Source organism: Bacillus sp. RCC_6_1 (assembly GCF_041360755.1).
In the GTDB taxonomy this organism is placed as follows: Bacteria; Bacillota; Bacilli; order Bacillales; family Bacillaceae_G; genus Bacillus_A; species Bacillus_A cereus.
In genome coordinates, this window is sequence record NZ_JBFUPV010000003.1 from 151,880 (window position 1) to 172,554 (window position 20,675).

Consider the following 20,675-nt stretch of genomic DNA (forward strand, 5'->3'; position numbering starts at 1 on the left):
AAAGCAATGAGCCTACGCTCATTGCTTTTCTTAATTTATTAAAGCATAACCCCAACGATAATCGCTGATAATATACTTACTAATGTTGCACCGTATACAAGTTTTAAACCGAATGATGATACAACGTTTGCTTGTTTGCCATCGATACTCTTCGTTGCACCTGCGATAATTCCGATAGATGAGAAGTTCGCAAATGATACAAGGAAGATAGATAAAATACCTACTGTACGAGCTGATAAATCACCAGCTACTTTTCCAAGGTCAAGCATTGCAACGAATTCGTTCGTTACTAATTTTGTTGCCATAATTTGTCCTGCTTGTAGCATCTCTGATGTTGGAATACCCATTACAAATGCTAATGGTGAGAAGATGTATCCTAAAATGCTTTGGAATGTGATTCCGAAAATTGAATCGAATACACCGTTAATTGCTGTAATTAATGCTACGAAACCGATTAACATCGCCGCTACTGTTACAGCGATAGAGAAACCAAGCATAATATATTCGCCTAACATTTCAAAGAATGTTTGTTTCTTGTCTTCTTGTAATTCTAAAATATCGTCTTCTTCTTTTACTTCATATGGATTAATGATATGAACGATAATGAATCCACTGAATAAGTTTAATACAAGTGCTGTTACTACATATTTTGGATCAATCATTTTCATATAAGAACCGACGATTGACATCGATACTGTAGACATTGAAGATGCACAAAGTGTGTATAAGCGATTTTTCGGTAATTTGCTTAGTTGATCTTTTACCGTAATGAATACTTCCCCTTGACCAACGATTGCAGCTGCTACCGCATTATATGATTCTAGTTTTCCTAAACCGTTAACTTTACTTAATAGGAAACCGACTGCACGAATGATAATCGGTAAAACTTTAATATGTTGCAGAATCCCGATTAATACTGCTAAGAAAATAATCGGTAATAATACTGTTAAGAAGAATGGTGCTTGTCCATCGTTTGCTAGACCACCAAATACGAAATTAACCCCAGCTTCCGCAAATTTTAAAATGGCGCCAAATCCATCTGCGATTCCTTTTACTAATACGAATCCGACCTTTGTATTTAGTAAGAAATACGCAAGTACCAATTGAATGACAAGCATAAGTGCAATTGGTTTATATTTAATTTTCTTACGATCTGAACTGATAAGGAAACCTAGTACAAACACTACAAGTAAACCGACTAGAAACATTACGAACTTCATATGTGAATCCTCCACTTCTCCCACGAGTTATTGGTCGTATAACGTATAACGAATGACGTCTGACCATTGTTGTTAAAAAATTTAAAACCCCTAAAACTATTCAACTGTCATCTAAAATCAGTAAGCGTTTACATAAATTGCAATTTATAAAAGGTAGCTTCTTCTCTCCTACCATAATTGAAAGTCTGAAATTGATACCACCTACAAATCAAATTGTAAGCGTTATCTAGACGAAATGCAATATAAATTTTAAAAGATTTTTATATGTTAATATATTCCTAATTAATTGGTTTTTTCATGCAAATTTACCATAAAAATAGCCCTAGCTATGAGCTAGAGCCATCTTTTTTTATAACATAACACCAACGATAATCGCTGATAGAATACTTACTAATGTCGCACCGTACACAAGGCGTAGACCAAATGATGACACAACATTTGATTGATTTTCATCGATACCTTTCGTTGCACCTGCGATAATTCCGATAGATGAGAAGTTCGCAAATGATACAAGGAATACAGAAAGGATACCAACTGTACGAGCCGATAAATCACCAGCTACTTTTCCAAGATCAAGCATCGCAACAAACTCGTTTGATACTAATTTTGTTGCCATAATTTGTCCCGCTGTTACCATCTCAGCTTGCGGGATACCCATTACGAATGCTAATGGTGAGAAAATATATCCTAAAATAGCTTGGAATGTAATACCGAACATTGAATCAAACAAGCTATTAATTGCTGTAATTAATGCTACGAAACCAAGTAACATAGCTGCTACTGTAATCGCAATCGTGAAACCAAGCATAATGTACTCGCTTAGCATTTCAAAGAATGATTGTTTTTTCTTATTTTCTAATTTCAGTGTATCTTCTTCTTCTGTAATATCGTACGGGTTAATAATATGAATGATAATGAAACCACTAAATAAATTTAATACAAGTGCTGTTACTACATATTTCGGTTCGATCATTTTCATATAAGAACCAACGATTGACATCGACACTGTCGACATAGAAGATGCACATAATGTATATAAACGATGTTTTGGGATTTTACTTAATTGATCTTTTACTGTAATAAATACTTCTGCTTGTCCAACAATGGCAGCTGCTACTGCATTATATGATTCTAGTTTTCCTAGACCATTTACTTTACTTAACAACGTACCAATAGCACGAATAAATATCGGTAAAATTTTAAAGTGTTGCAGAATTCCGATTAAAACCGCAAAGAATACGATTGGTAATAGCGCTGTTAAGAAGAATGAAACCTCTCCTTTATTAACAAGACCACCAAATACGAAAACGATTCCAGCTTCCGCATATCCAAGAAGTGCGCCAAATCCATCTGAAATTCCTTTTACTAAAATATAACCAACTTGCGTATTTAATAAGAAATAAGATAATGCTAGCTGAATAATAAGCATAATTGCGATTGGTTTATACTTAATCTTCTTTCGATCGGCACTTATAAGAAAACCGAGTACAAATACAACGAGTAATCCTACAAGGAACATAACAAACTTCATTAATAAAATCCTCCATTTAACTCTTCATTAACGTTGAACGTCTGACCATTCAAAACAAGAAATAATCCGAACTTTCCATTTCTCCTCCGTAACCTTCGATTGGATAGGAAATGTCATAAAAACTCTTGTTTCAAAGGCATTTTCCATTCTAACATAAATCACAACTCATATCCGCACTTTTCTTTAAAAAATTACATTTAATTATGAAATGCTCATAAATGTTCGTCTTTTACCATCTATAAACAACTGGATAAAACAAAAAATGAGCATCAAGTTTCACTTGATGCTCACCTCATTATACTGCTTTTTCTTTATCAGCTACTGCTGACTTATCCCAGCACTCTGTATTTTTCAAACCTGGAATAGAATCCGCATAGAATACCGGATCTTTCCCTTGTTTCTTTTGCTTTACGTAATCTGATAATGCCGCAAAAGCATACTTAGAGAGGAATACAATCGCCACTAAGTTAATAACAGCCATAATACCCATGAATAAATCTGCTACATCCCAAACGATTTGAATTGTCGCTACAGATCCTAACATAACCATACCAAGTACAGCAATGCGGTACGCTGTTAATAGCACTTTACTTCCATTTAAGAATTCAATATTTGTTTCACCATAGTAGTAGTTACCTACTAATGAACTAAATGCAAACAAGAAGATTGCAACTGCTACAAATATAGAAGCCCATGGACCGATATGTTGACTTAACGCCTGCTGCGTTAATTGAATTCCATTTAAATCAGCTGCATTATGCACATCTGATAAAAGAATAATAAATGCTGTACAACTACAAATTAATAATGTATCTGTAAATACCCCTAAAGTTTGAATAAAACCTTGTTTAACTGGATGCGTTACGTTTGCAGTCGCTGCTGCGTTCGGCGCACTACCCATACCTGCTTCATTTGAGAATAACCCACGTTTTACCCCTAATAAAATCGCAGCTCCTAATCCTCCGCCTACTACTTCTTTAATTCCGAAAGCATGTAAGAAAATTTCTTTAAATACATATGGAATTGACGTAATGTTTGTTACGACAACGAATAATGCCACTGCTACATAAATAATTGCCATTACTGGAACAATCATTTCAACCGCGCGTGCAATTCGTTTTACTCCACCGAAAATAATAACTGCAAGTAAACCAGCCATAACAAGACCGACTAATCTACTATCTGTTTTGAATGCCCCATCAAAAGCTGCCGCTACAGTATTAGACTGTACAGCATTAAAAATCAATCCGAAACTTACTGTTATTAGAACAGAGAACACAACACCTAACCAGCGTTTATTTAAACCCTTTTCCATATAATACGCTGGGCCCCCACGGAATGCATTCCCATCTTTCACTTTATAAATTTGCGCTAATGTGCTCTCTACAAATGCAGAAGCACCCCCAATTACCGCGATTAACCACATCCAAAATACTGCTCCTGGACCACCCGCTGAGATTGCGATAGCTACACCAGCTAAGTTACCAGTACCTACACGAGAAGCTGTACTCATACAAAATGCTTGGAATGATGATACGCCACTCTTCTCTTTTTGCGCTTTTCTCGTTTTCGAGCTTGCTCCATCCCCAAGTAATCGAATCATTTCACCGAAGTAACGAACTTGGACAAATTTCACACGAAATGAAAAATAGAGCCCTAACCCAATTAACATCGCAATAATGACATATGACCAAAGGATATTATTTACATCCCCAATTACCCTAGCTAAAAAATCCATATTTGCATTGCCCCCTCTTCCTAACAATAAGAAAATTATATTCTAAAAACTTTTAGTAATCAAGAACTTTATGTTAGGTTTCTTGACATGAATACGTTAACTATATTAACATGCTTGTTTTTTTCATAAAAATATAGCTATTACATGCATTTATCCAATACTCAATCTCTTATCCTCTTCGCCCAGCCATACTTTTAAAACAGTACGTTCCCCACAAATAACGAGAGGAACAAACAAAAAAGTTATATTAATAATTACCCCTCACCCTTTTCATCATTTACTACAACAAAAAAGGCGAGCATCAAATTTACCTCGATGCTCGCCTTTTCAATTACACTGCTTTTTCTTTATCTGTTACCACTGGCTTATCCCAGCACTCTGTATTCGTTAAACCAGGAATAGAATCTGCACTGAAGACTGGATCTTTCCCTTGTTTCTTTTGCCTTACATAGTCTGTTAATGCCGCGTACGCAAATCGGCCAAGAAGTGTAATCGCAATTAAGTTCGTTATTACCATTAGACCCATAAATAAGTCTGCCATATTCCATACAACTTGAAGCGTCGCAACAGAACCGAATAATACCATTCCAACTACCGCAATACGGTAAATTGTTAACCACGTTTTGCTTTGCTTAATAAATTCAATATTTGTTTCACCATAGTAGTAGTTTCCTAGAAGTGAACTGAAAGCGAATAAGAAAATAATAATCGCTAAGAAACTGCTCGCCCATGGGCCAATTTGTGAGCTTAATGCATTTTGTGTTAGTTCAATACCTTCTAAATTCGTTGCTTTATATGCACCAGAACATAGTACGATAAATGCTGTTGATGTACATACTAAGAATGTATCTACTAAAACCCCGATTGTTTGAATAAAACCTTGTTTGGCTGGATGCGTTACATCAGCTGTTGCTGCCGCGTTCGGCGCACTACCCATACCTGCTTCGTTCGCAAATAATCCGCGCTGAATACCATATTTCATCGCAGCACCGATACCACCGCCTACAGCTGAATCTAAACCAAATGCACCTTTAAAGATTTCTGTAAACACATCTGGTAGTAAATAGAAGTTTTTAATAACAACGAAAATCGCTACCGCAATATAAAGAATTGCCATTGGCGGAACAATCATTTCCGACATACGTGCAATACTTTTTACACCACCAAAAATAATAACCGCAACTAATACTGCTAATACAATCCCAACAACGTAACGCTCAATACCAAATGCATTTTTAAACGCTAATGTAACTGTGTTTGCTTGTACTGAGTTGAAAATTAAACCGTAACTAATTGTAATCAGAATAGAGAACCAAATCCCCATCCAACGTTTATTTAAACCTTTTTCCATATAATAAGCAGGACCACCACGGAAGCCACTGCCATCTTTTATTTTATAAATTTGTGCAAGCGTACTTTCTACGAAACTTGAAGAAGCCCCGATAATCGCAATAACCCACATCCAAAATACTGCTCCAGGTCCTCCCATAGAAATAGCTAACGCTACACCAGCTAAGTTACCGATACCAATACGAGCTGCAGAACTCATACAAAATGCTTGGAAAGAAGATACACTGCCTTTTTTACGTGTCTTTCCAGTTAACCCATCACTCATTAAACGAATCATTTCCCCTAAATGAGTAATTTGTACGAATTTCAATTTAATAGAAAAATAAAGCCCTAAACCAATTAACATTGCAATAAGAATATATGACCAAAGAATTGTATTTGTTGATGAAATAAATTGCTCTAAAATATTCATACAATTAACCCCTCCTTTTCTCCATAAAACGAATTATATTTAAAAAACATTCAAAAATCAACATTTTTCGACAATTTGCAATTTCCAAATATTAGCCAGGTTCACAGTAACAATATCTTTATGACTGACTACCCTCCCTCTAACTGTGCATACTAAAACAAAAAATAAATTCACAAACAACCCTATTGACAAAAATACCAACCTGTAACTATAATGATTACAACAGGTTGTAACAAACCTAATTACAACAAATTCATTTACTTTCAGATATACACTTTAACAAAACACTTTGGAGGGATTTATTATGAAAATCGGAATTATCGGAGCAACTGGTAAAGCAGGAAGTCGTATTTTAAAAGAAGCATTGGATCGCGGACATGAAGTAACTGCAATCGTAAGAAACGCTACAAAAATTACAGAAGAAAACGTAAAAGTTTTAGAGAAAGATGTATTCTCTCTTACATCTAACGACCTGCAGGCATTTGACGTAGTTGTAAATGCATTCGGTGCTCCAGCAGGCGAAGAACACCTTCACGTAGATGCAGGAAACGTACTTATTGAAGCTATGAAAGGCGCACCAAATACAAAATTACTTGTAGTTGGAGGCGCTGGAAGCTTATTTGTAGACGAAGAGAAAACAACACGTGTATTTGAGACACCAGGTTTCCCGAAAGAATATCTTGCAACAGCCCAAAACCAAGGTAAAAACTTAGAAATTTTACAACAAACAAATGATATCACTTGGACATTCATCAGCCCTTCTGCACTATTCGCATTAGGAAAACGCACTGGTTCTTACAAAGCTGGCAAAGACAATCTTCTTGTTAACTCAAAAGGTGATAGCTACGTAAGTTACGAAGACTTCGCAGTTGCAGCACTTGATGAGATTGAAAACCCAAAACATGTAAACGAACGCTTCACAGTAGTTTCTGAAGCTGAATAATAAAAAAGCTCGTAAAACATAATGTTTTACGAGCTTTTTCTTATTATTGCACTTGCTCTAAACCATTTGGAGTAATCTTAAAGGAAATTTCTTTAAACTTTTTCTTATCTCCTTTTCCAACTAACTCACTCTTTTTATACCAACTTAAACGATCTGACTCGGCATGATACACATTCAATACGTCACCATACTCGAACGCCATACCATTTACTTGTTCTGCAAAATTCTGCGAAGTTTCTTGTCCTTCTGCGGTTACATGCTTTTTCTCAGTTCCATTTTGATCATAAATCGTAAGGCCTATATACTGTTCATTTACAAAGCGATAATGAATCTCATCATTTGTAAATGTTGCATGTAATTTCTTTTCAGCGTGGTTTAACGTAATAATTGAACGTGTAACATCGGACACACCTTGATAGACTAGACTATCCCCATATGTCACTTCTACAGGAACTTCCGTCACTTTCTTATTTCCAAAACGATCTTTCGTTTCTACTTTCACTGTTTGCTGACCAATTTTTGTCATATCTATTTTCCCTACAAAACCTACTACTTCTCCACCCTGTACTTCAACAAAGTTCTTCACGTCTAGCGTTTCGCTATTTGTTCCGATTACTACTTGCTGCGGATTTGCTTTTACTGTTTGCTCACCGTCTAATCTTTCAAATCCATTTTCAGTTATTTTGAAGACTAATTCCTTTATCTCTTTACTTTTTCCTTCGCCCACATATACATCTTTTTGATACCAATGTAAACGAGAAGATTCCGCATGATATACTTTCACTACATCTCCATACTCAAATGCAATTCCATTTACTTCCTTAGCAAATTCTTGCGTATTCTCTAAACCTTTTACTGCTATATTTTTCTTCACTCTTCCTTCTTTATCGTACAATGTGAATTCAAAATACTTTTCATCTTTAAAGTAATCATGAATTAGGTTCTTTGTATCTGTCGCACTCAGTTTTTTCGTATCATGATGCAAAGTTACAATTGATTTTAAGTCACCATCTCTATAGCTTAGCCCATATACAAGTAGGCTATCTCCATATGTTACTGTTAGAGGAACTTCTGTCACTTTCTTATTTCCAAATCGATCTTTCGTTTCTACTTTTACTTTTTGTTCTCCGATTTTTGATGTATTTGGTTTTTCTGCAAAACCAACCACTTCTCCATTTTTTACTTGTACAAATTCTTTCGGATCTAGTTTGTCTACATCCATTCCGACTACTACTTTTTGCGGTTTCGCCGTCACTTCTTGTAAACTATCTTTTAATTCGAACCCTTGCTCAGTGATTTGGAATAATTTCTCTTTTTTATTTTTAGCCTTCCCTTGATCTACAAGTGTATTATTTTGGTACCACTTCAGACGATCCGGTTCTGCATGGAATACTTTTACTACATCACCATATTCAAAATCCAATTCATTTAGTTCCATCGCAAATCTTTTTCCCGTTTCTTGTCCTTCTGCAGATACGCGTTTCTTTTCAATCCCATTTCGATCATATAGCGTTAAGCCCATATATTCTTCTTTTTCAAAGCGGTAATGTATTTCATTATTAGTAAAGTTTACATTTAATTTCTTCTTATTGTGGTGAAGTGTCACTGTCGACATTACATCATCTGAAAGTCCTTGAAAAACTATACTGTCATCATAAAATCCGTTAACTTGGACAGGAATTGAATTTTTATTTCCTTTCTCATCCCCAATTTCTACTAACACTTCCTGTTTACCATTCTCTAGTTTAGGCCATACAATCTTTCCTGTTACTTTTACATTCTCACCTAAATTTCGAACAAGTTTACTTGCTTCATTCTCGTCAGAATCTGTACCAACTAAAAGATTTTGTACTTCATTAGCAGGTTCACCATATGGAACCTTATACGGTTCAACTTGCTTCTCACGAATATCATTACTATCTGTAGCTTTCCAGATTTCCTTTTCTAATTTAGGTAACTTTGATTTTTCTATTTTCTCTCTAATATCATCATTTGGTGTTAATCCCCATTCCTCAAAGAAAGGAATTAAATTTTGCCCTGCCACTTGCGATGTCATATAAATAAATAGCTGCTTTTTCTCTTCATCAGAATGAGGCATTTCACTCTGAGGTAACAAACGATAAGCTTGATGTAACCTAGGATAAAAATGTTCTCCATACACTACATTTAATTGCCAAAACATTGTAAGAGGATTAATGTCATCAATGAATCTTTCTGCTTTAGGCTTCTCTAAATACTCAAATGAGTTTTTATAGTGCTCATCCATTTCTAATTGATTCCCTAACGCCTTTTGAACAGCTAATGAGTAAATATTTACTGTTACTTCCCTTACTTTAGACCACTTCCACGGTTCTTGCTGATGTAAATGACCAACTTCATGCCACGGTCCCCATCCATCCTTCTCAAGTACCTCTATATCTAAAACTCTATTCATTGCAGTTGGAATATATCCTGTATGATAATGTTTTGCAAACATAAAGTCCCCTTTAGCAGGCTTCCGTTTTTCAACAAACTGAACATAATGAGTTGGAGATTTTGCAACCCCAACACTGTCCTCAGATAATCCTGCCACTGCGTTTTCTAAACGGATAATCTTATCATGCAATTTCATTAAATCTGTTGGATCCGTATTCTTCATATATTTCTGCACAGAATCGTAAGTAGTAGTAATTAAGCTTCTCTCACCTTTTAATTCAACTGCATAAGGATCCTTATATTTTTTTAACATTTCATCCCAATCTTTTTTTGTATGCTTACCTAAAATAAATAAAGGAAAGTGACTACCACCATTTGTAACGGAAGCTGTTACTTCTCCTTCGTTATTCATATTATAAAAATATAAAATACCGCCTCTTGAAGATGAAATAACATTTTTCCCTGGTTTTAAATTAAACTCCTCTGGGTCCTTTTCATCATAAGATCTCGTTCCAATAAAAGCTTGGATAGACTGCGTCCCTTTTATGTCAATTGTAATCTCTTCATTTGGCTCTGCATAAATTCCAGTCGGTTCATTAGCGGAAAGTTTCCAAGTAACTCTTAGACGATTATTTTCTTCTTCTACGCTACCTTTCCCCGGCAACTGAAATACTCTCTGCTCAAACTTATTCTCTTTTACCTCTTCTAATTTCCCACCTTTATTTTCTTCCAAAGGTGCTGCATATCCTTTCGATGCTTCGAAAGCTACTGGCGATAATAATGTAGATATACATATTCCAGCTACTAATACCCTACTCGTCTTTTTCTTCGACATAATCTGTGTCCCCTGTTCCTTTATTTAGATAAACTACCCTATATATTCATCTAATAAGTAATCCTATTATTTCTATAAAAACATTTGATGAATGGACTAACACCTCGCGCACCTGCATCTATTACTACCGCATTTCTCTCCATGCATTCGCTTTCTTACATTGTAAAATTTTTATGTAATATGCCCTCCTCACTTCTCTCTATTTGTGATGAGTTCTCTTGCTACATAAAAAAGAGAATAGTAAAAGATATTTTTCAGTATTGTCATCTATACATCTAAAAATAAAAATAACAATAAAAACTTACATTTTCTTCATATATGACCATCTATAGGTAGTTTTTCCAAATGAATTTTACACGCTTTACACTTTGTTTGATAGCCTCTCTAATTAGAATAATGTTACAATTTCGTGAATAAAATCCATTTATTGTAACGTTTAGATTTTGTCACATTTTATTATTTTTAAATACTTTTTAAAACGTTAAAATAGTGTTTCACTCGATTAATTATTATCTTGATATACCTTTAAAGAATTCATATGAAAAAGCATTGGCATATGCCAATGCTTTTTCATTATCTCTTTTGATTCGGTTTATGCGGTTCATTTGGAGTATATGGCTTATTTGGTTTATTTGGAGCCTCAGCCTTTTTCCAACTTACCGCTAACTCTGGACTTGTTTTTTCTTCACTACGCTCAAGTAATACTACTGCATTTTGAATAGTCGGTGTACCTTTATGCGCAATCCCTTGTAATTTCGTTAAATTTCCTGATACTTTAAAGCTAAATCCACCAGCTGGTGTTTGTTTCGGAATTAAAATGCGGAACTTTTCTCCTACATTAAATTCTGTTTTTGTTTCGCCTTTTTCATTTGCAAATTTCACGCCCGCTGGTGCACCTGTTGCTTGCACTTTATACGTTCCGCTTTTTGCATTTGTTTCTACTGTATATAAACCTGTTTCAAAGAAATCATTTTTTAATACTGCTTCTTGTTCTTCTGTAGGAGTTACACTCATCGTAATTTCTTGTAACTCTTCACTAGCGCTTGCTTTTGCAACGATGTCTTTCGTTACTTTCTCTACATTTTTATTGCGGAAATCTAAATCATTAATATCGATTTGTTTTAACGCATTCCACACTGCAAGCTGCGTTGCGTAATGTGCTTCTCTCCAATCAGAAACACCTAATTCTTGTGGACTCTTTTGTGGATATCCATTCAATAGTACACGGTATACGTTAATATCCACTTTCCCCATTTCCGGTAAATCTTGACCGCTTGGAGATTTCAAATCTACATTTAAGCAAAAAGCAATTTTGCCATCTGCGGTTTTAATAAGCTCTGTTCGAATTGGTTTCTTCTTTGACTTACTATAACTCCAATTCATTTCATACTTTGTATGGTCCATAACTTCTGCAAATGCTTTTTGAAGCGGGAATAACACAAATAAAACACTTAAAAACATAGCTAAAATCTTGAACGATTGCTTTATATTCATGTTTACAGCCCCTTATCACAAACTTAATACTAAGTAGTATTTATTTAGAAACTATTTTTATGCACAAAAAAAGAGTGCTTTTACGCACTCTTCTTTCTTACTTTAATCTTAGAAATCGAAGTTATCAGGATCTGGACCAACACGGTGATTTTGATTTAACGCATCGATTTTTTCCATATCTTCTTTCGTTAATTCGAAATTAAATATATCGGCATTTGCAATAATGCGGTGTTCTTTCGTTGATTTTGGAATAGTGATTACTCCATTTTGAAGATCCCAACGTAAAATAACTTGCGCTGTTGTTTTACCGTGTTTCTCAGCAATTTCTTGTAATTTTTCATTATCTAATAATTGACCTTGCATTAATGGTGACCATGCTTCCATTTGAATACCTTGTTCTTTACAGAAAGCTTGTAATTCTTTTTGTGTTAAACGAGGGTGGTATTCTACTTGGTTAATCATTGGTTTAATTTCTGCATCTTTCATTACATCTTGTAAGTGATGAATTTGGAAATTACTTACCCCAATTGCACGTACGCGTTTTTCTTTATAAAGTGTTTCTAACGCTCTCCACGTATCTTTGTATTTCCCTTCTACAGGCCAATGAACAAGGTATAAATCTAAATAATCCAGCTCTAATTTTTTTAAGCTTTCTTCATATGCAGCAAGTGTCGTTTCATATCCTTGATCCGAATTCCACACTTTTGAAGTAATGAATAAATCTTCACGAGAAATGCCTGCTTCTTTTATACCTGCGCGAATTCCTTCACCTACAGCTTTTTCATTTCCGTAAATTGCAGCTGTATCAATGCTGCGGTATCCTGCTTTAATCGCCGATTTCACTGCTTCTACAAGTTCTGGTCCATCCTCTACTTTAAATACACCTAAACCGAACCAAGGCATTTCTACACCATTATTTAATACTGTTTTACTTTGTAAGTTTTTCATTTTATTTTCTCTCCTTTTATTTTACTTGATCTCTTTTTTCTAATGTCATACTCCACGCAGTTAAAACAACAGCACCTACTACCATAATTCCACCTACCCAAGCCGTATGAATTAATCCTAACGAGTTCGTTACAATACCGCCCAAGTAAGCACCAAGAGCAATTCCTGCGTTAAATGCTGCAATGTTAATCGCCGATGCTACATCAACAGCGCTAGGTACAAACCTCTCAGCTAATATAACAACATACACTTGTAGCCCTGGAACATTCATAAATGCGAATAGTCCCATGAAAATAATTGTGATGAACCCAGCGACTTTAAATGGCGCTGTAAATGTTAAAACAAATAATACAATCGCTTGAATAAAGAACATGTAAAATAACGCTCGAATCGGATTATGATTTGATAATTTTCCCCCGACCATATTCCCAATCGCAATTGCAATTCCGTATACTAACAAAATAATTGTAACGGTACTTGCTTTAAATCCTGTTACTTCTTGTAATAACGGAGATAAATACGTAAATGTTACGAACGTTCCCCCGTATCCTAATGCAGTAATAATAAATACAAGTAACAGTCTTCCATTCTTAATCAGCTTAAATTGATCGCGAAATGATACAGACGTACCTTTTTTTAAATTAGAAGGAATTAGCATACTATTGGCGATTAAAGCAACGATTCCAATGGCCACAATAACAATAAACGAGGCCCTCCAGCCAAATTGTTGACCGATAAATGTTCCAATTGGTACACCTGTAATAGTCGCAACAGTTAAACCAGTAAACATAAATGCTATTGCACTTGCACGTTTATTCTCAGGTACAAGCGCAGCCGCAATTGTAGATCCAATTGACATAAAAACACCATGCGCAAATGCAGATACAACCCTCGCAATAAGTAACACAGTAAAACTTGTTGCTACCGCCGCAATTCCATTACCAATAATGAAAATAATCATAATCCACATTAATAACGTCTTTCGCGACATACTAGCTGTTAATGACGTTAATACTGGAGCACCAAACGCTACTCCTAATGCATATAAAGAAACAGTTAACCCCGCTGTTGTAACAGAAACATGTAAATCCTCTGAGATAGATGGTAATAAGCCGACACTAATAAATTCAGTTGTACCAATTCCAAACGCACTAATTGCTAGTGCTAATAAAGCAAACATACTTCTCCGATTCGTCTGCATAACCGAAGAAGATACTGTATATGAATTCAATTGAACTCCTCCTTAATGCGAGAAATCCAATCATAATAGTATGATAAAAAGGCCTTTTTATCTTCTACAAAAATAACTTTACTGTTGATATACGCTATTATGAATGGCTTTACTCTTTTTTTGAAGAACGCACTTAAAAGTACGATAGGTACCTAAAAGTAACATAGGCACTTTTTAGTACCGTACTACTCATTTCCCTCTTACGTATGCTATTATGGAACATATTCAACATGATAAAAAGTACGTACTTTAAAGTGCTATAGGCACTTTTTAGTAACATTTAATTATTTAGCTTCTTTTGTTGGAGAACTTAAATCTACATTCATCAAAGGAGATTTTTATATGAAGAAATACAATATTCCCGTTGAAGCGACTTTAGAGGTTATCGGTGGAAAATGGAAGGTTGTTATCCTTTGTCATCTAACGAAAGGCACAAAAAGAACGAGTGAACTAAAACGTTTAATGCCTGGGATTACACAAAAAATGTTAACTCAGCAATTACGTGAATTAGAAGACGATGGGGTTATTCAAAGAAAGGTATACAATCAAGTACCACCAAAAGTAGAATATTCACTTACAGAATACGGTTGGTCTTTAGAGTCCATTCTTGATTCTCTTTGTACTTGGGGCGAATGCCATCTTGAAAAAAGCGGTAACACATCGATGCTAATTGTAGAAGGTGAATAATAGGAAAAAGGAAAAAACGAACATGAATTTGTTCATTTTTTCCTTTTTTTCTTTATATGTATATACATTTCTAACTGGAACAAAATATTTTATACGCTTTCATACCTTGTCAGCACTACGTTATACACTCAATATCAAATAATTAGGAATCATTTTTATGTTAACATAGGTGTATATAGTATATAATATAGGATATATATTATATACACTTTCCGGTAACGGAGCTTTTCCATTATGCGGACAAGCCATGTATCGGACAGTTCATAAATAATAGGTAAGACGTTATGGTTTTAGATTTATGTTTGCAGCTTACTTGCTGTCATAAATTTAAAGGCATTTTATTGTGTTTTGTGAAACTTTGTATAAAGTTTCGTAAACGTTTACTATCTTACTTATAAAAAATAAGAGTATTGCTATCGTAAAGGAGAATTGGAGATGCCAGAAACTATGACTCAAACAAAGCCAGAACAAGAAACTGTACAAATTTCTGCTAGCCAAGGACAACTTGATGTACTTGATCAGTTGTTAAAACCTGAGGTACAAGAATCATTAACAACACTAGTAGAACAGCTTCCAAAATTAACTGAGCTTGTTAACATTTTAACTAAGTCTTATGACTTCGCTCAAACTGTTGCTACTGATGAAGTATTAAAAAGCGACACTGTTGGTGCAATTACAGAGCTTGTAGAACCTGTAAAAGATACAGTGAAAAGCATGGCTGCAACTGCAATCGAAGCGAAAGATCGTGCTGAAGAAAGCAACGAAGTTATCGGCCTATTCGGCCTGTTAAAATTACTAAAAGATCCACAAGCACAAAAAATGTTCCGCTTTGTGAACGCATATCTTCAAATTAGTGCAGAACGTAACAATAAATAATTTAACTTATAACAACAATTAGTAAAGACGGGGGATATCATACTATGTCAAAACAAATTGTCATCTTAGGCGCTGGTTATGGCGGTCTTCTTGCCGCTTTAAACGTACGTAAATATTACAGCAAATCAGAAGCACAAGTTACAGTGATTAACCAATACCCAACACACCAAATCATCACTGAACTACACCGCCTTGCAGCTGGTAACGTGTCTGAGCAAGCAGTTGCAATGCCACTTACAAAGCTTTTCAAAGGGAAAGACATCGATCTTAAAATCGCAACAGTTGAGTCATTCTCAGTTGATAGCAAAGAAATCAAACTAGCTGGTGGCACTACTTTATCTTACGATGCACTTGTAGTTGCTTTAGGAAGTAAAACTGCTTACTTCGGTATTCCAGGACTAGAAGAAAACAGCATGGTATTAAAATCTGCTGCTGATGCAAACAAAATCTACAAACACGTTGAAGACCGTATTCGTGAATACGCGAAAACGAAAAACGAAGCTGATGCTACAATCGTAATCGGTGGTGGCGGATTAACTGGCGTTGAGCTAGTTGGTGAGCTTGCTGACATTATGCCTAAACTTGCAAAAAGCCACGGCGTAAATCCAAAAGAAGTGAAACTTCTTCTTGTTGAAGCAGGTCCAAAAATCCTTCCAGTATTACCAGACCACTTAATCGAACGTGCAACTACTAGCCTAGAAGCACGCGGTGTTACATTCTTAACTGGTCTTCCTGTAACAAACGTTGCTGGCAATGAAATCGACTTAAAAGACGGTCAAAAACTTGTTGCTAACACATTCGTTTGGACAGGCGGCGTACAAGGTAACCCATTAATCGGTGAATCAGGTCTTGAAGTTAACCGTGGACGTGCAACAGTTGATGCATACCTACAATCTACTTCTCACAAAGACGTATTCGTTGCTGGAGACAGCGCTGTTGTCTTCGCTCCAGACGGACGTCCATACCCACCAACTGCACAAATCGCTTGGCAAATGGGTGAGTTAATTGGATACAACTTATACGCAGCACTAGAAGGCAAAGCATTAGAAGAGTTCGCACCTGTAAACTCTGGAACACTTGCTAGTCTAGGACGTAAAGATGCAGTTGCTACAATTGGAGCAAGCAATACTCCACTTAAAGGCTTACCAGCATCATTAATGAAAGAAGCAAGTAACGTTCGTTACTTATCACACATTAAAGGTCTATTCAGCTTAGCTTACTAATCTGAATATAAGCCCGAATCATGCCCTGCATGGTTCGGGCTATTTTTTATCCGTAATTTTCTCTAACTTATTTATTCGTCAAAAAAATTATATACCCTTTAAATTTATCTAAATATACTGACTTTTTATAATAAAAGCTGTCCCGTTCGGAACAGCTCTTATTGTCGCTTTTTGTCGGTAAATTGATATATTGGGAAAATCGCTGATATATTCGGATTTTCGCTGATATATTTCGAAAAATCGCCGATATATTTTCCAGCCTTACTTATTATCCTAATTTCACAAGGCTGTAGTTCTTCTTCCCTTTACGAATAATAATAAATCTTCCATCAAATGAATTTTCTACAGTAACATCTGTACCCACATCTGTTACTTTCTCACCATTCATAGAAATCGCACCATTATTAATGTCCTCGCGTGCTTGTCGTCTAGACGGTTCAATCCCTAAATCGACTAGCCACTCTACGATGTTTTTCGTCTCTTTTGAAGCCTGGAATGTTGGCATTTCTTTAAAGCCTTGTTCAATTTCATCAGCTGTTAACGATTTAATATCTCCGCTAAATAACGCTGCTGTAATTTTCTCAGCTTGCAGGAACGCCTCTTCTCCATGAACAAATTTCGTCATTTCTTCCGCTAACACTTTTTGCGCTTCACGTTTATGAGGCTCTGTTTCTACCTTCGCTGCTAATTCATCAATACGCTCTTTCGTTAAGAACGTAAAGTATTTCAAGTATTTAATTACATCACGGTCATCTGTATTTACCCAGAACTGGTAAAATTCAAACGGTGTCGTTTTTTCAGGATCAAGCCAAACCGCACCACCCGCTGATTTACCAAACTTCGTACCGTCCGATTTTAATAATAACGGAATCGTTAATCCGAATACTTTCGCCTCATGACCTTCTAACTTACGAATTAAATCTAAACCACTCGTAATATTTCCCCATTGGTCACTACCACCAATTTGAAGTTGAACATCCTCTTTCGTGTATAAATGATGGAAGTCCATCGCTTGCAAAATTTGGTACGTGAATTCTGTGAAAGAAATACCTGTATCTAAACGACTTGCTACAATATCCTTCGCTAACATGCTATTGATGCTAAAGTTTTTCCCGTAATCACGTAAAAACTCAATAATATTTATTTCATGTGTCCAATCATAGTTATTTACCATCTTCACTTCGCTATTTCCACCAAAATCAAATAGCTTTTTCATTTGTGCTGTTAACGCATCTACATTATGCTGAACCACTTCTAACGTTTGAAGCTGACGCTCTGATTGTCGTCCACTCGGATCACCAATTGTTCCTGTTGCCCCGCCAATTAAAATAACAGGATGATGGCCAGCTAATTGGAATCTCTTCATCATCATAAACGGAATCAAATGTCCGATATGCATACTATCACCAGTTGGATCAACTCCGCAGTATAGTGAAATCTTTTTCTCTTCTACTAGCTTACGTAAGCCTTCTTCGTCAGTCTGCTGATTAACGGCGCCGCGCCATTCTAATTCATCAATAATATTCATCTTTTGTCATCCCCTTTATTTTTTAAAAACAAAAAAGCCCCTATGTCTACGATAGACATAGGGACGATTATTCACCGTGTTACCACCCAGTTTGCATAAATAGCATAGCTACTCATACCACTCTTAGCAATAATATCGATTGCTAGTCCGCTTAGCATTACCTAAGATACTCCAGAGTGTAATTCGCAAGTTTGTTTGTGCTAGGTTCCAGCAACCCCTAGCTCTCTCGTTAACAGTGACAAACTGCTACTGGGCTCTTTCAACGTATGTTATTTGTTAAATTATTAGCCATTATATTGAATTGAAAACAAATTGTCAACAATACCCAAATGTTATTTTAAAATAATTCATATCTTCATACGTATTTCGTTATTCTTTATCTTCTCCAATAATCCTTACTTCTCGCTCCAACTTCACGCCAAATTTCTCTTCAACTGTCTTTTGTACGAAGTGAATTAAATCGATGTAATCTTGTGCTGTTCCGTTATCAACATTCACCATAAATCCAGCGTGTTTTAAAGAAACTTCTACTCCACCAATTCGCTTACCTTGTAGTCCTGAGTCTTGAATTAACTTACCAGCAAAGTTATTTGGTGGGCGCTTAAATACGCTACCACATGAAGGATATTCTAGAGGCTGTTTTGACTCACGTTTAAACGTTAAATCATCCATTTTGGCTTTAATTTCTTCATGTACACCTTCTTCAAGTTCAAATCTCGCTTCAAGAATAATGTAATGGTTGTTCGCAAATACACTCTTACGATATCCAAATTCAAATGCTTCTTTCGTCAAAGTACGTAGCTCTCCATCACCTGTCATTACGACAGCTTCTGTTAATACAAACGAAATTTCACCGCCGTATGCACCAGCATTCATATATAATGCTCCGCCAACTGAACCTGGAATACCACAAGCAAACTCAAGACCCGTTAAGTTATGGTCTAAGGCAATACGTGATACGTCAATAATTGCTGCACCGCACTGTGCTACAATCGTCGTTCCTGTTACAGTAACACCTGTAATATGAATTAAACTTACTGTAATCCCGCGAATTCCACCATCTTTAATAATGACATTCGATCCATTTCCTAAAAACGTAACTGGAATATTATATTCGTTCGCATATTTAATAACTTCTTGAATTTCGTCATAATTTGTAGGCGCAACAAAAACATCTGCTTTTCCGCCAACCTTAATATGCGTATGATTCTTTAACATTTCATCTTGTTTAACATGTCCTTCAGGCAATACCGTACTTAAATATTTATAAACCTCTTGCATATTCATTTTACGATTCCTCTATTTCTATATTCATTTTATCCCGTTATACGGGCCCATAATACCCCCACGTACATGAAAGAACCTAAAGTGGTGGATACAGTGTACCCAAAATCAATTCGAGACACCTATAAACCTCTTAATTTATAAGAGGTGCCACTCATATTAAAATATATATTGCATAATAAAGCAACCCAAATGGACTACTAAACTTGACATGTCATCAGAAAGACAACAATTTGTAAAATATATGACTTTTTCAAAACACTATCCCTCAGTATCTTACTATACCACACAAAAAGAAAGTGGTATTTTTTTGTACTTTTTACTTTATTTACATCAATAAAAAAGAGCACATCCCACAGAATGTGCTCTTTCTATACTCTTTATATTACTTTTCGTTCTCTTCTTTTTCTTTATCAAACCATAACAGCTCATCGTTATCAACTTCACCATTATAATTGATTAAAATTTCTTCTCCTGCTTTTATATCTTTATAAGCATAGAAGTTAAATGTATGATTCTCAAAAACGATGTCATACGTTGCATTCGGTGTATATGAATGATTAAATAACATACCATATCCTAAAAGGATTGCCGTATGATTGATTCCATACTCAAATGCGTAATCAGCAAGTAACGTTTTCTCAATATGTTCATGCTGTTCATTCGGATAAGAGATAACTGGTGCTGCGTGTATCAACTCACCCTTTTTAATATCACGAGTTGCAAATACACCTCTATTAAATTCTCCATCACTAAGTTCAGAAGTCTTAACTTCGATCATATGCGTCACCTATATAATTCTTTCTTTGAAGTATTTTATTCCGCTATTTGCGGATAGCTTGATTGGTGAGGACTAATAATAAGTATGTACTAGTCTCACTTTATCTCCTTAAGCTTGGCAGAAAACGCGCAGAAAAGCAATTAAATTCCTATCAAGTATTCGTTTCAATGAAAAAAGAG

15 protein-coding genes and 1 other annotated feature are annotated in these 20,675 nt (G+C 35.5%); of the genes, 4 read left to right on the forward strand and 11 right to left on the reverse strand.

From position 1 onward, the window contains the following. Window positions 1-38: 38 nt before the first annotated feature. The 4 genes from AB6801_RS12920 to AB6801_RS12935 all read right to left on the reverse strand — a co-directional run bounded on the left by AB6801_RS12920 (window position 39) and on the right by AB6801_RS12935 (window position 6,251). Window positions 39-1,220 (reverse strand): NupC/NupG family nucleoside CNT transporter, encoded by a 1,182-nt coding sequence (locus AB6801_RS12920; RefSeq protein WP_000673874.1) that lies wholly within the window; start codon window positions 1,218-1,220, stop codon window positions 39-41. Between the two features lie 349 nt (window positions 1,221-1,569). Then, complete coding sequence (locus tag AB6801_RS12925) at window positions 1,570-2,751, reverse strand: NupC/NupG family nucleoside CNT transporter (protein WP_000673839.1); 1,182 nt, start codon at window positions 2,749-2,751, stop codon at window positions 1,570-1,572. Between the two features lie 295 nt (window positions 2,752-3,046). Beyond that, entirely contained in the window at window positions 3,047-4,489 is a 1,443-nt protein-coding gene (locus AB6801_RS12930) for an alanine/glycine:cation symporter family protein (protein WP_000346417.1), read from the reverse strand. A 331-nt stretch (window positions 4,490-4,820) separates the two neighbouring features. Then, a complete protein-coding gene (locus AB6801_RS12935; protein ID WP_087948316.1) occupies window positions 4,821-6,251 on the reverse strand; it encodes an alanine/glycine:cation symporter family protein in 1,431 nt (476 codons plus the stop codon). Between the two features lie 304 nt (window positions 6,252-6,555). Between AB6801_RS12935 and AB6801_RS12940 the strand changes: the two genes are divergently transcribed. Next, window positions 6,556-7,194 carry an NAD(P)-dependent oxidoreductase gene (locus AB6801_RS12940; RefSeq protein ID WP_097998970.1) on the forward strand — a complete coding sequence of 213 codons (639 nt, stop codon included), beginning with the start codon at window positions 6,556-6,558 and terminating at the stop codon, window positions 7,192-7,194. A gap of 43 nt (window positions 7,195-7,237) precedes the next feature. Here the strand turns inward: AB6801_RS12940 and AB6801_RS12945 are convergent, their stop codons facing one another. The 4 genes from AB6801_RS12945 to AB6801_RS12960 all read right to left on the reverse strand — a co-directional run bounded on the left by AB6801_RS12945 (window position 7,238) and on the right by AB6801_RS12960 (window position 14,087). Continuing rightward, complete coding sequence (locus AB6801_RS12945) at window positions 7,238-10,444, reverse strand: putative mucin/carbohydrate-binding domain-containing protein (RefSeq protein ID WP_141530642.1); 3,207 nt, start codon at window positions 10,442-10,444, stop codon at window positions 7,238-7,240. A gap of 573 nt (window positions 10,445-11,017) precedes the next feature. Continuing rightward, a complete protein-coding gene (locus tag AB6801_RS12950) occupies window positions 11,018-11,938 on the reverse strand; it encodes a thioester domain-containing protein (protein WP_001022514.1) in 921 nt (306 codons plus the stop codon). Between the two features lie 108 nt (window positions 11,939-12,046). Beyond that, window positions 12,047-12,886, reverse strand: coding sequence for an aldo/keto reductase (locus AB6801_RS12955; RefSeq protein ID WP_000793548.1), 840 nt, complete (start codon window positions 12,884-12,886; stop codon window positions 12,047-12,049). Between the two features lie 16 nt (window positions 12,887-12,902). Next, entirely contained in the window at window positions 12,903-14,087 is a 1,185-nt protein-coding gene (locus AB6801_RS12960; RefSeq protein WP_165851662.1) for an MFS transporter, read from the reverse strand. Between the two features lie 372 nt (window positions 14,088-14,459). Here AB6801_RS12960 and AB6801_RS12965 point away from each other — a divergent pair, with 372 nt between their 5' ends. The 3 genes from AB6801_RS12965 to AB6801_RS12975 all read left to right on the forward strand — a co-directional run bounded on the left by AB6801_RS12965 (window position 14,460) and on the right by AB6801_RS12975 (window position 16,903). Then, on the forward strand, window positions 14,460-14,804 hold the full coding sequence (locus AB6801_RS12965) for a winged helix-turn-helix transcriptional regulator (RefSeq protein WP_000760475.1): 345 nt from the start codon (window positions 14,460-14,462) through the stop codon (window positions 14,802-14,804). A 435-nt stretch (window positions 14,805-15,239) separates the two neighbouring features. Then, a complete protein-coding gene (locus AB6801_RS12970) occupies window positions 15,240-15,680 on the forward strand; it encodes a DUF1641 domain-containing protein (protein ID WP_001115311.1) in 441 nt (146 codons plus the stop codon). A 44-nt stretch (window positions 15,681-15,724) separates the two neighbouring features. Further along, window positions 15,725-16,903 carry an NAD(P)/FAD-dependent oxidoreductase gene (locus AB6801_RS12975; protein WP_000043203.1) on the forward strand — a complete coding sequence of 393 codons (1,179 nt, stop codon included), beginning with the start codon at window positions 15,725-15,727 and terminating at the stop codon, window positions 16,901-16,903. Window positions 16,904-17,171: 268 nt separating this feature from the next. On the opposite strand, the gene tyrS is transcribed toward AB6801_RS12975, so the two are convergent. From tyrS to AB6801_RS12990, 3 genes are all read right to left on the reverse strand, one after another. Next, window positions 17,172-18,431, reverse strand: coding sequence for a tyrosine--tRNA ligase (gene tyrS, locus AB6801_RS12980; RefSeq protein ID WP_001021092.1), 1,260 nt, complete (start codon window positions 18,429-18,431; stop codon window positions 17,172-17,174). A gap of 56 nt (window positions 18,432-18,487) precedes the next feature. Then, window positions 18,488-18,703 (reverse strand) — a binding site (T-box leader). 97 nt (window positions 18,704-18,800) lie between these two features. Next, window positions 18,801-19,718, reverse strand: a complete 918-nt coding sequence (gene murB / locus AB6801_RS12985; protein ID WP_001057102.1) for a UDP-N-acetylmuramate dehydrogenase — start codon at window positions 19,716-19,718, stop codon at window positions 18,801-18,803. Window positions 19,719-20,100: 382 nt separating this feature from the next. After that, window positions 20,101-20,496 carry an SET domain-containing protein gene (locus AB6801_RS12990; RefSeq protein WP_000573649.1) on the reverse strand — a complete coding sequence of 132 codons (396 nt, stop codon included), beginning with the start codon at window positions 20,494-20,496 and terminating at the stop codon, window positions 20,101-20,103. Window positions 20,497-20,675 lie beyond the last annotated feature (179 nt).

Coding starts and splice junctions, on each gene's coding strand:
- AB6801_RS12920 (WP_000673874.1), bottom strand. CDS start 1,220: ATGAAGTTCGTAATGTTTCTAGTCGGTTTACTTGTAGTGTTTGTACTA.
- AB6801_RS12925 (WP_000673839.1), bottom strand. CDS start 2,751: ATGAAGTTTGTTATGTTCCTTGTAGGATTACTCGTTGTATTTGTACTC.
- AB6801_RS12930 (WP_000346417.1), bottom strand. CDS start 4,489: ATGGATTTTTTAGCTAGGGTAATTGGGGATGTAAATAATATCCTTTGG.
- AB6801_RS12935 (WP_087948316.1), bottom strand. CDS start 6,251: ATGAATATTTTAGAGCAATTTATTTCATCAACAAATACAATTCTTTGG.
- AB6801_RS12940 (WP_097998970.1), top strand. CDS start 6,556: ATGAAAATCGGAATTATCGGAGCAACTGGTAAAGCAGGAAGTCGTATT.
- AB6801_RS12945 (WP_141530642.1), bottom strand. CDS start 10,444: ATGTCGAAGAAAAAGACGAGTAGGGTATTAGTAGCTGGAATATGTATA.
- AB6801_RS12950 (WP_001022514.1), bottom strand. CDS start 11,938: ATGAATATAAAGCAATCGTTCAAGATTTTAGCTATGTTTTTAAGTGTT.
- AB6801_RS12955 (WP_000793548.1), bottom strand. CDS start 12,886: ATGAAAAACTTACAAAGTAAAACAGTATTAAATAATGGTGTAGAAATG.
- AB6801_RS12960 (WP_165851662.1), bottom strand. CDS start 14,087: ATGCAGACGAATCGGAGAAGTATGTTTGCTTTATTAGCACTAGCAATT.
- AB6801_RS12965 (WP_000760475.1), top strand. CDS start 14,460: ATGAAGAAATACAATATTCCCGTTGAAGCGACTTTAGAGGTTATCGGT.
- AB6801_RS12970 (WP_001115311.1), top strand. CDS start 15,240: ATGCCAGAAACTATGACTCAAACAAAGCCAGAACAAGAAACTGTACAA.
- AB6801_RS12975 (WP_000043203.1), top strand. CDS start 15,725: ATGTCAAAACAAATTGTCATCTTAGGCGCTGGTTATGGCGGTCTTCTT.
- tyrS (WP_001021092.1), bottom strand. CDS start 18,431: ATGAATATTATTGATGAATTAGAATGGCGCGGCGCCGTTAATCAGCAG.
- murB (WP_001057102.1), bottom strand. CDS start 19,718: ATGAATATGCAAGAGGTTTATAAATATTTAAGTACGGTATTGCCTGAA.
- AB6801_RS12990 (WP_000573649.1), bottom strand. CDS start 20,496: ATGATCGAAGTTAAGACTTCTGAACTTAGTGATGGAGAATTTAATAGA.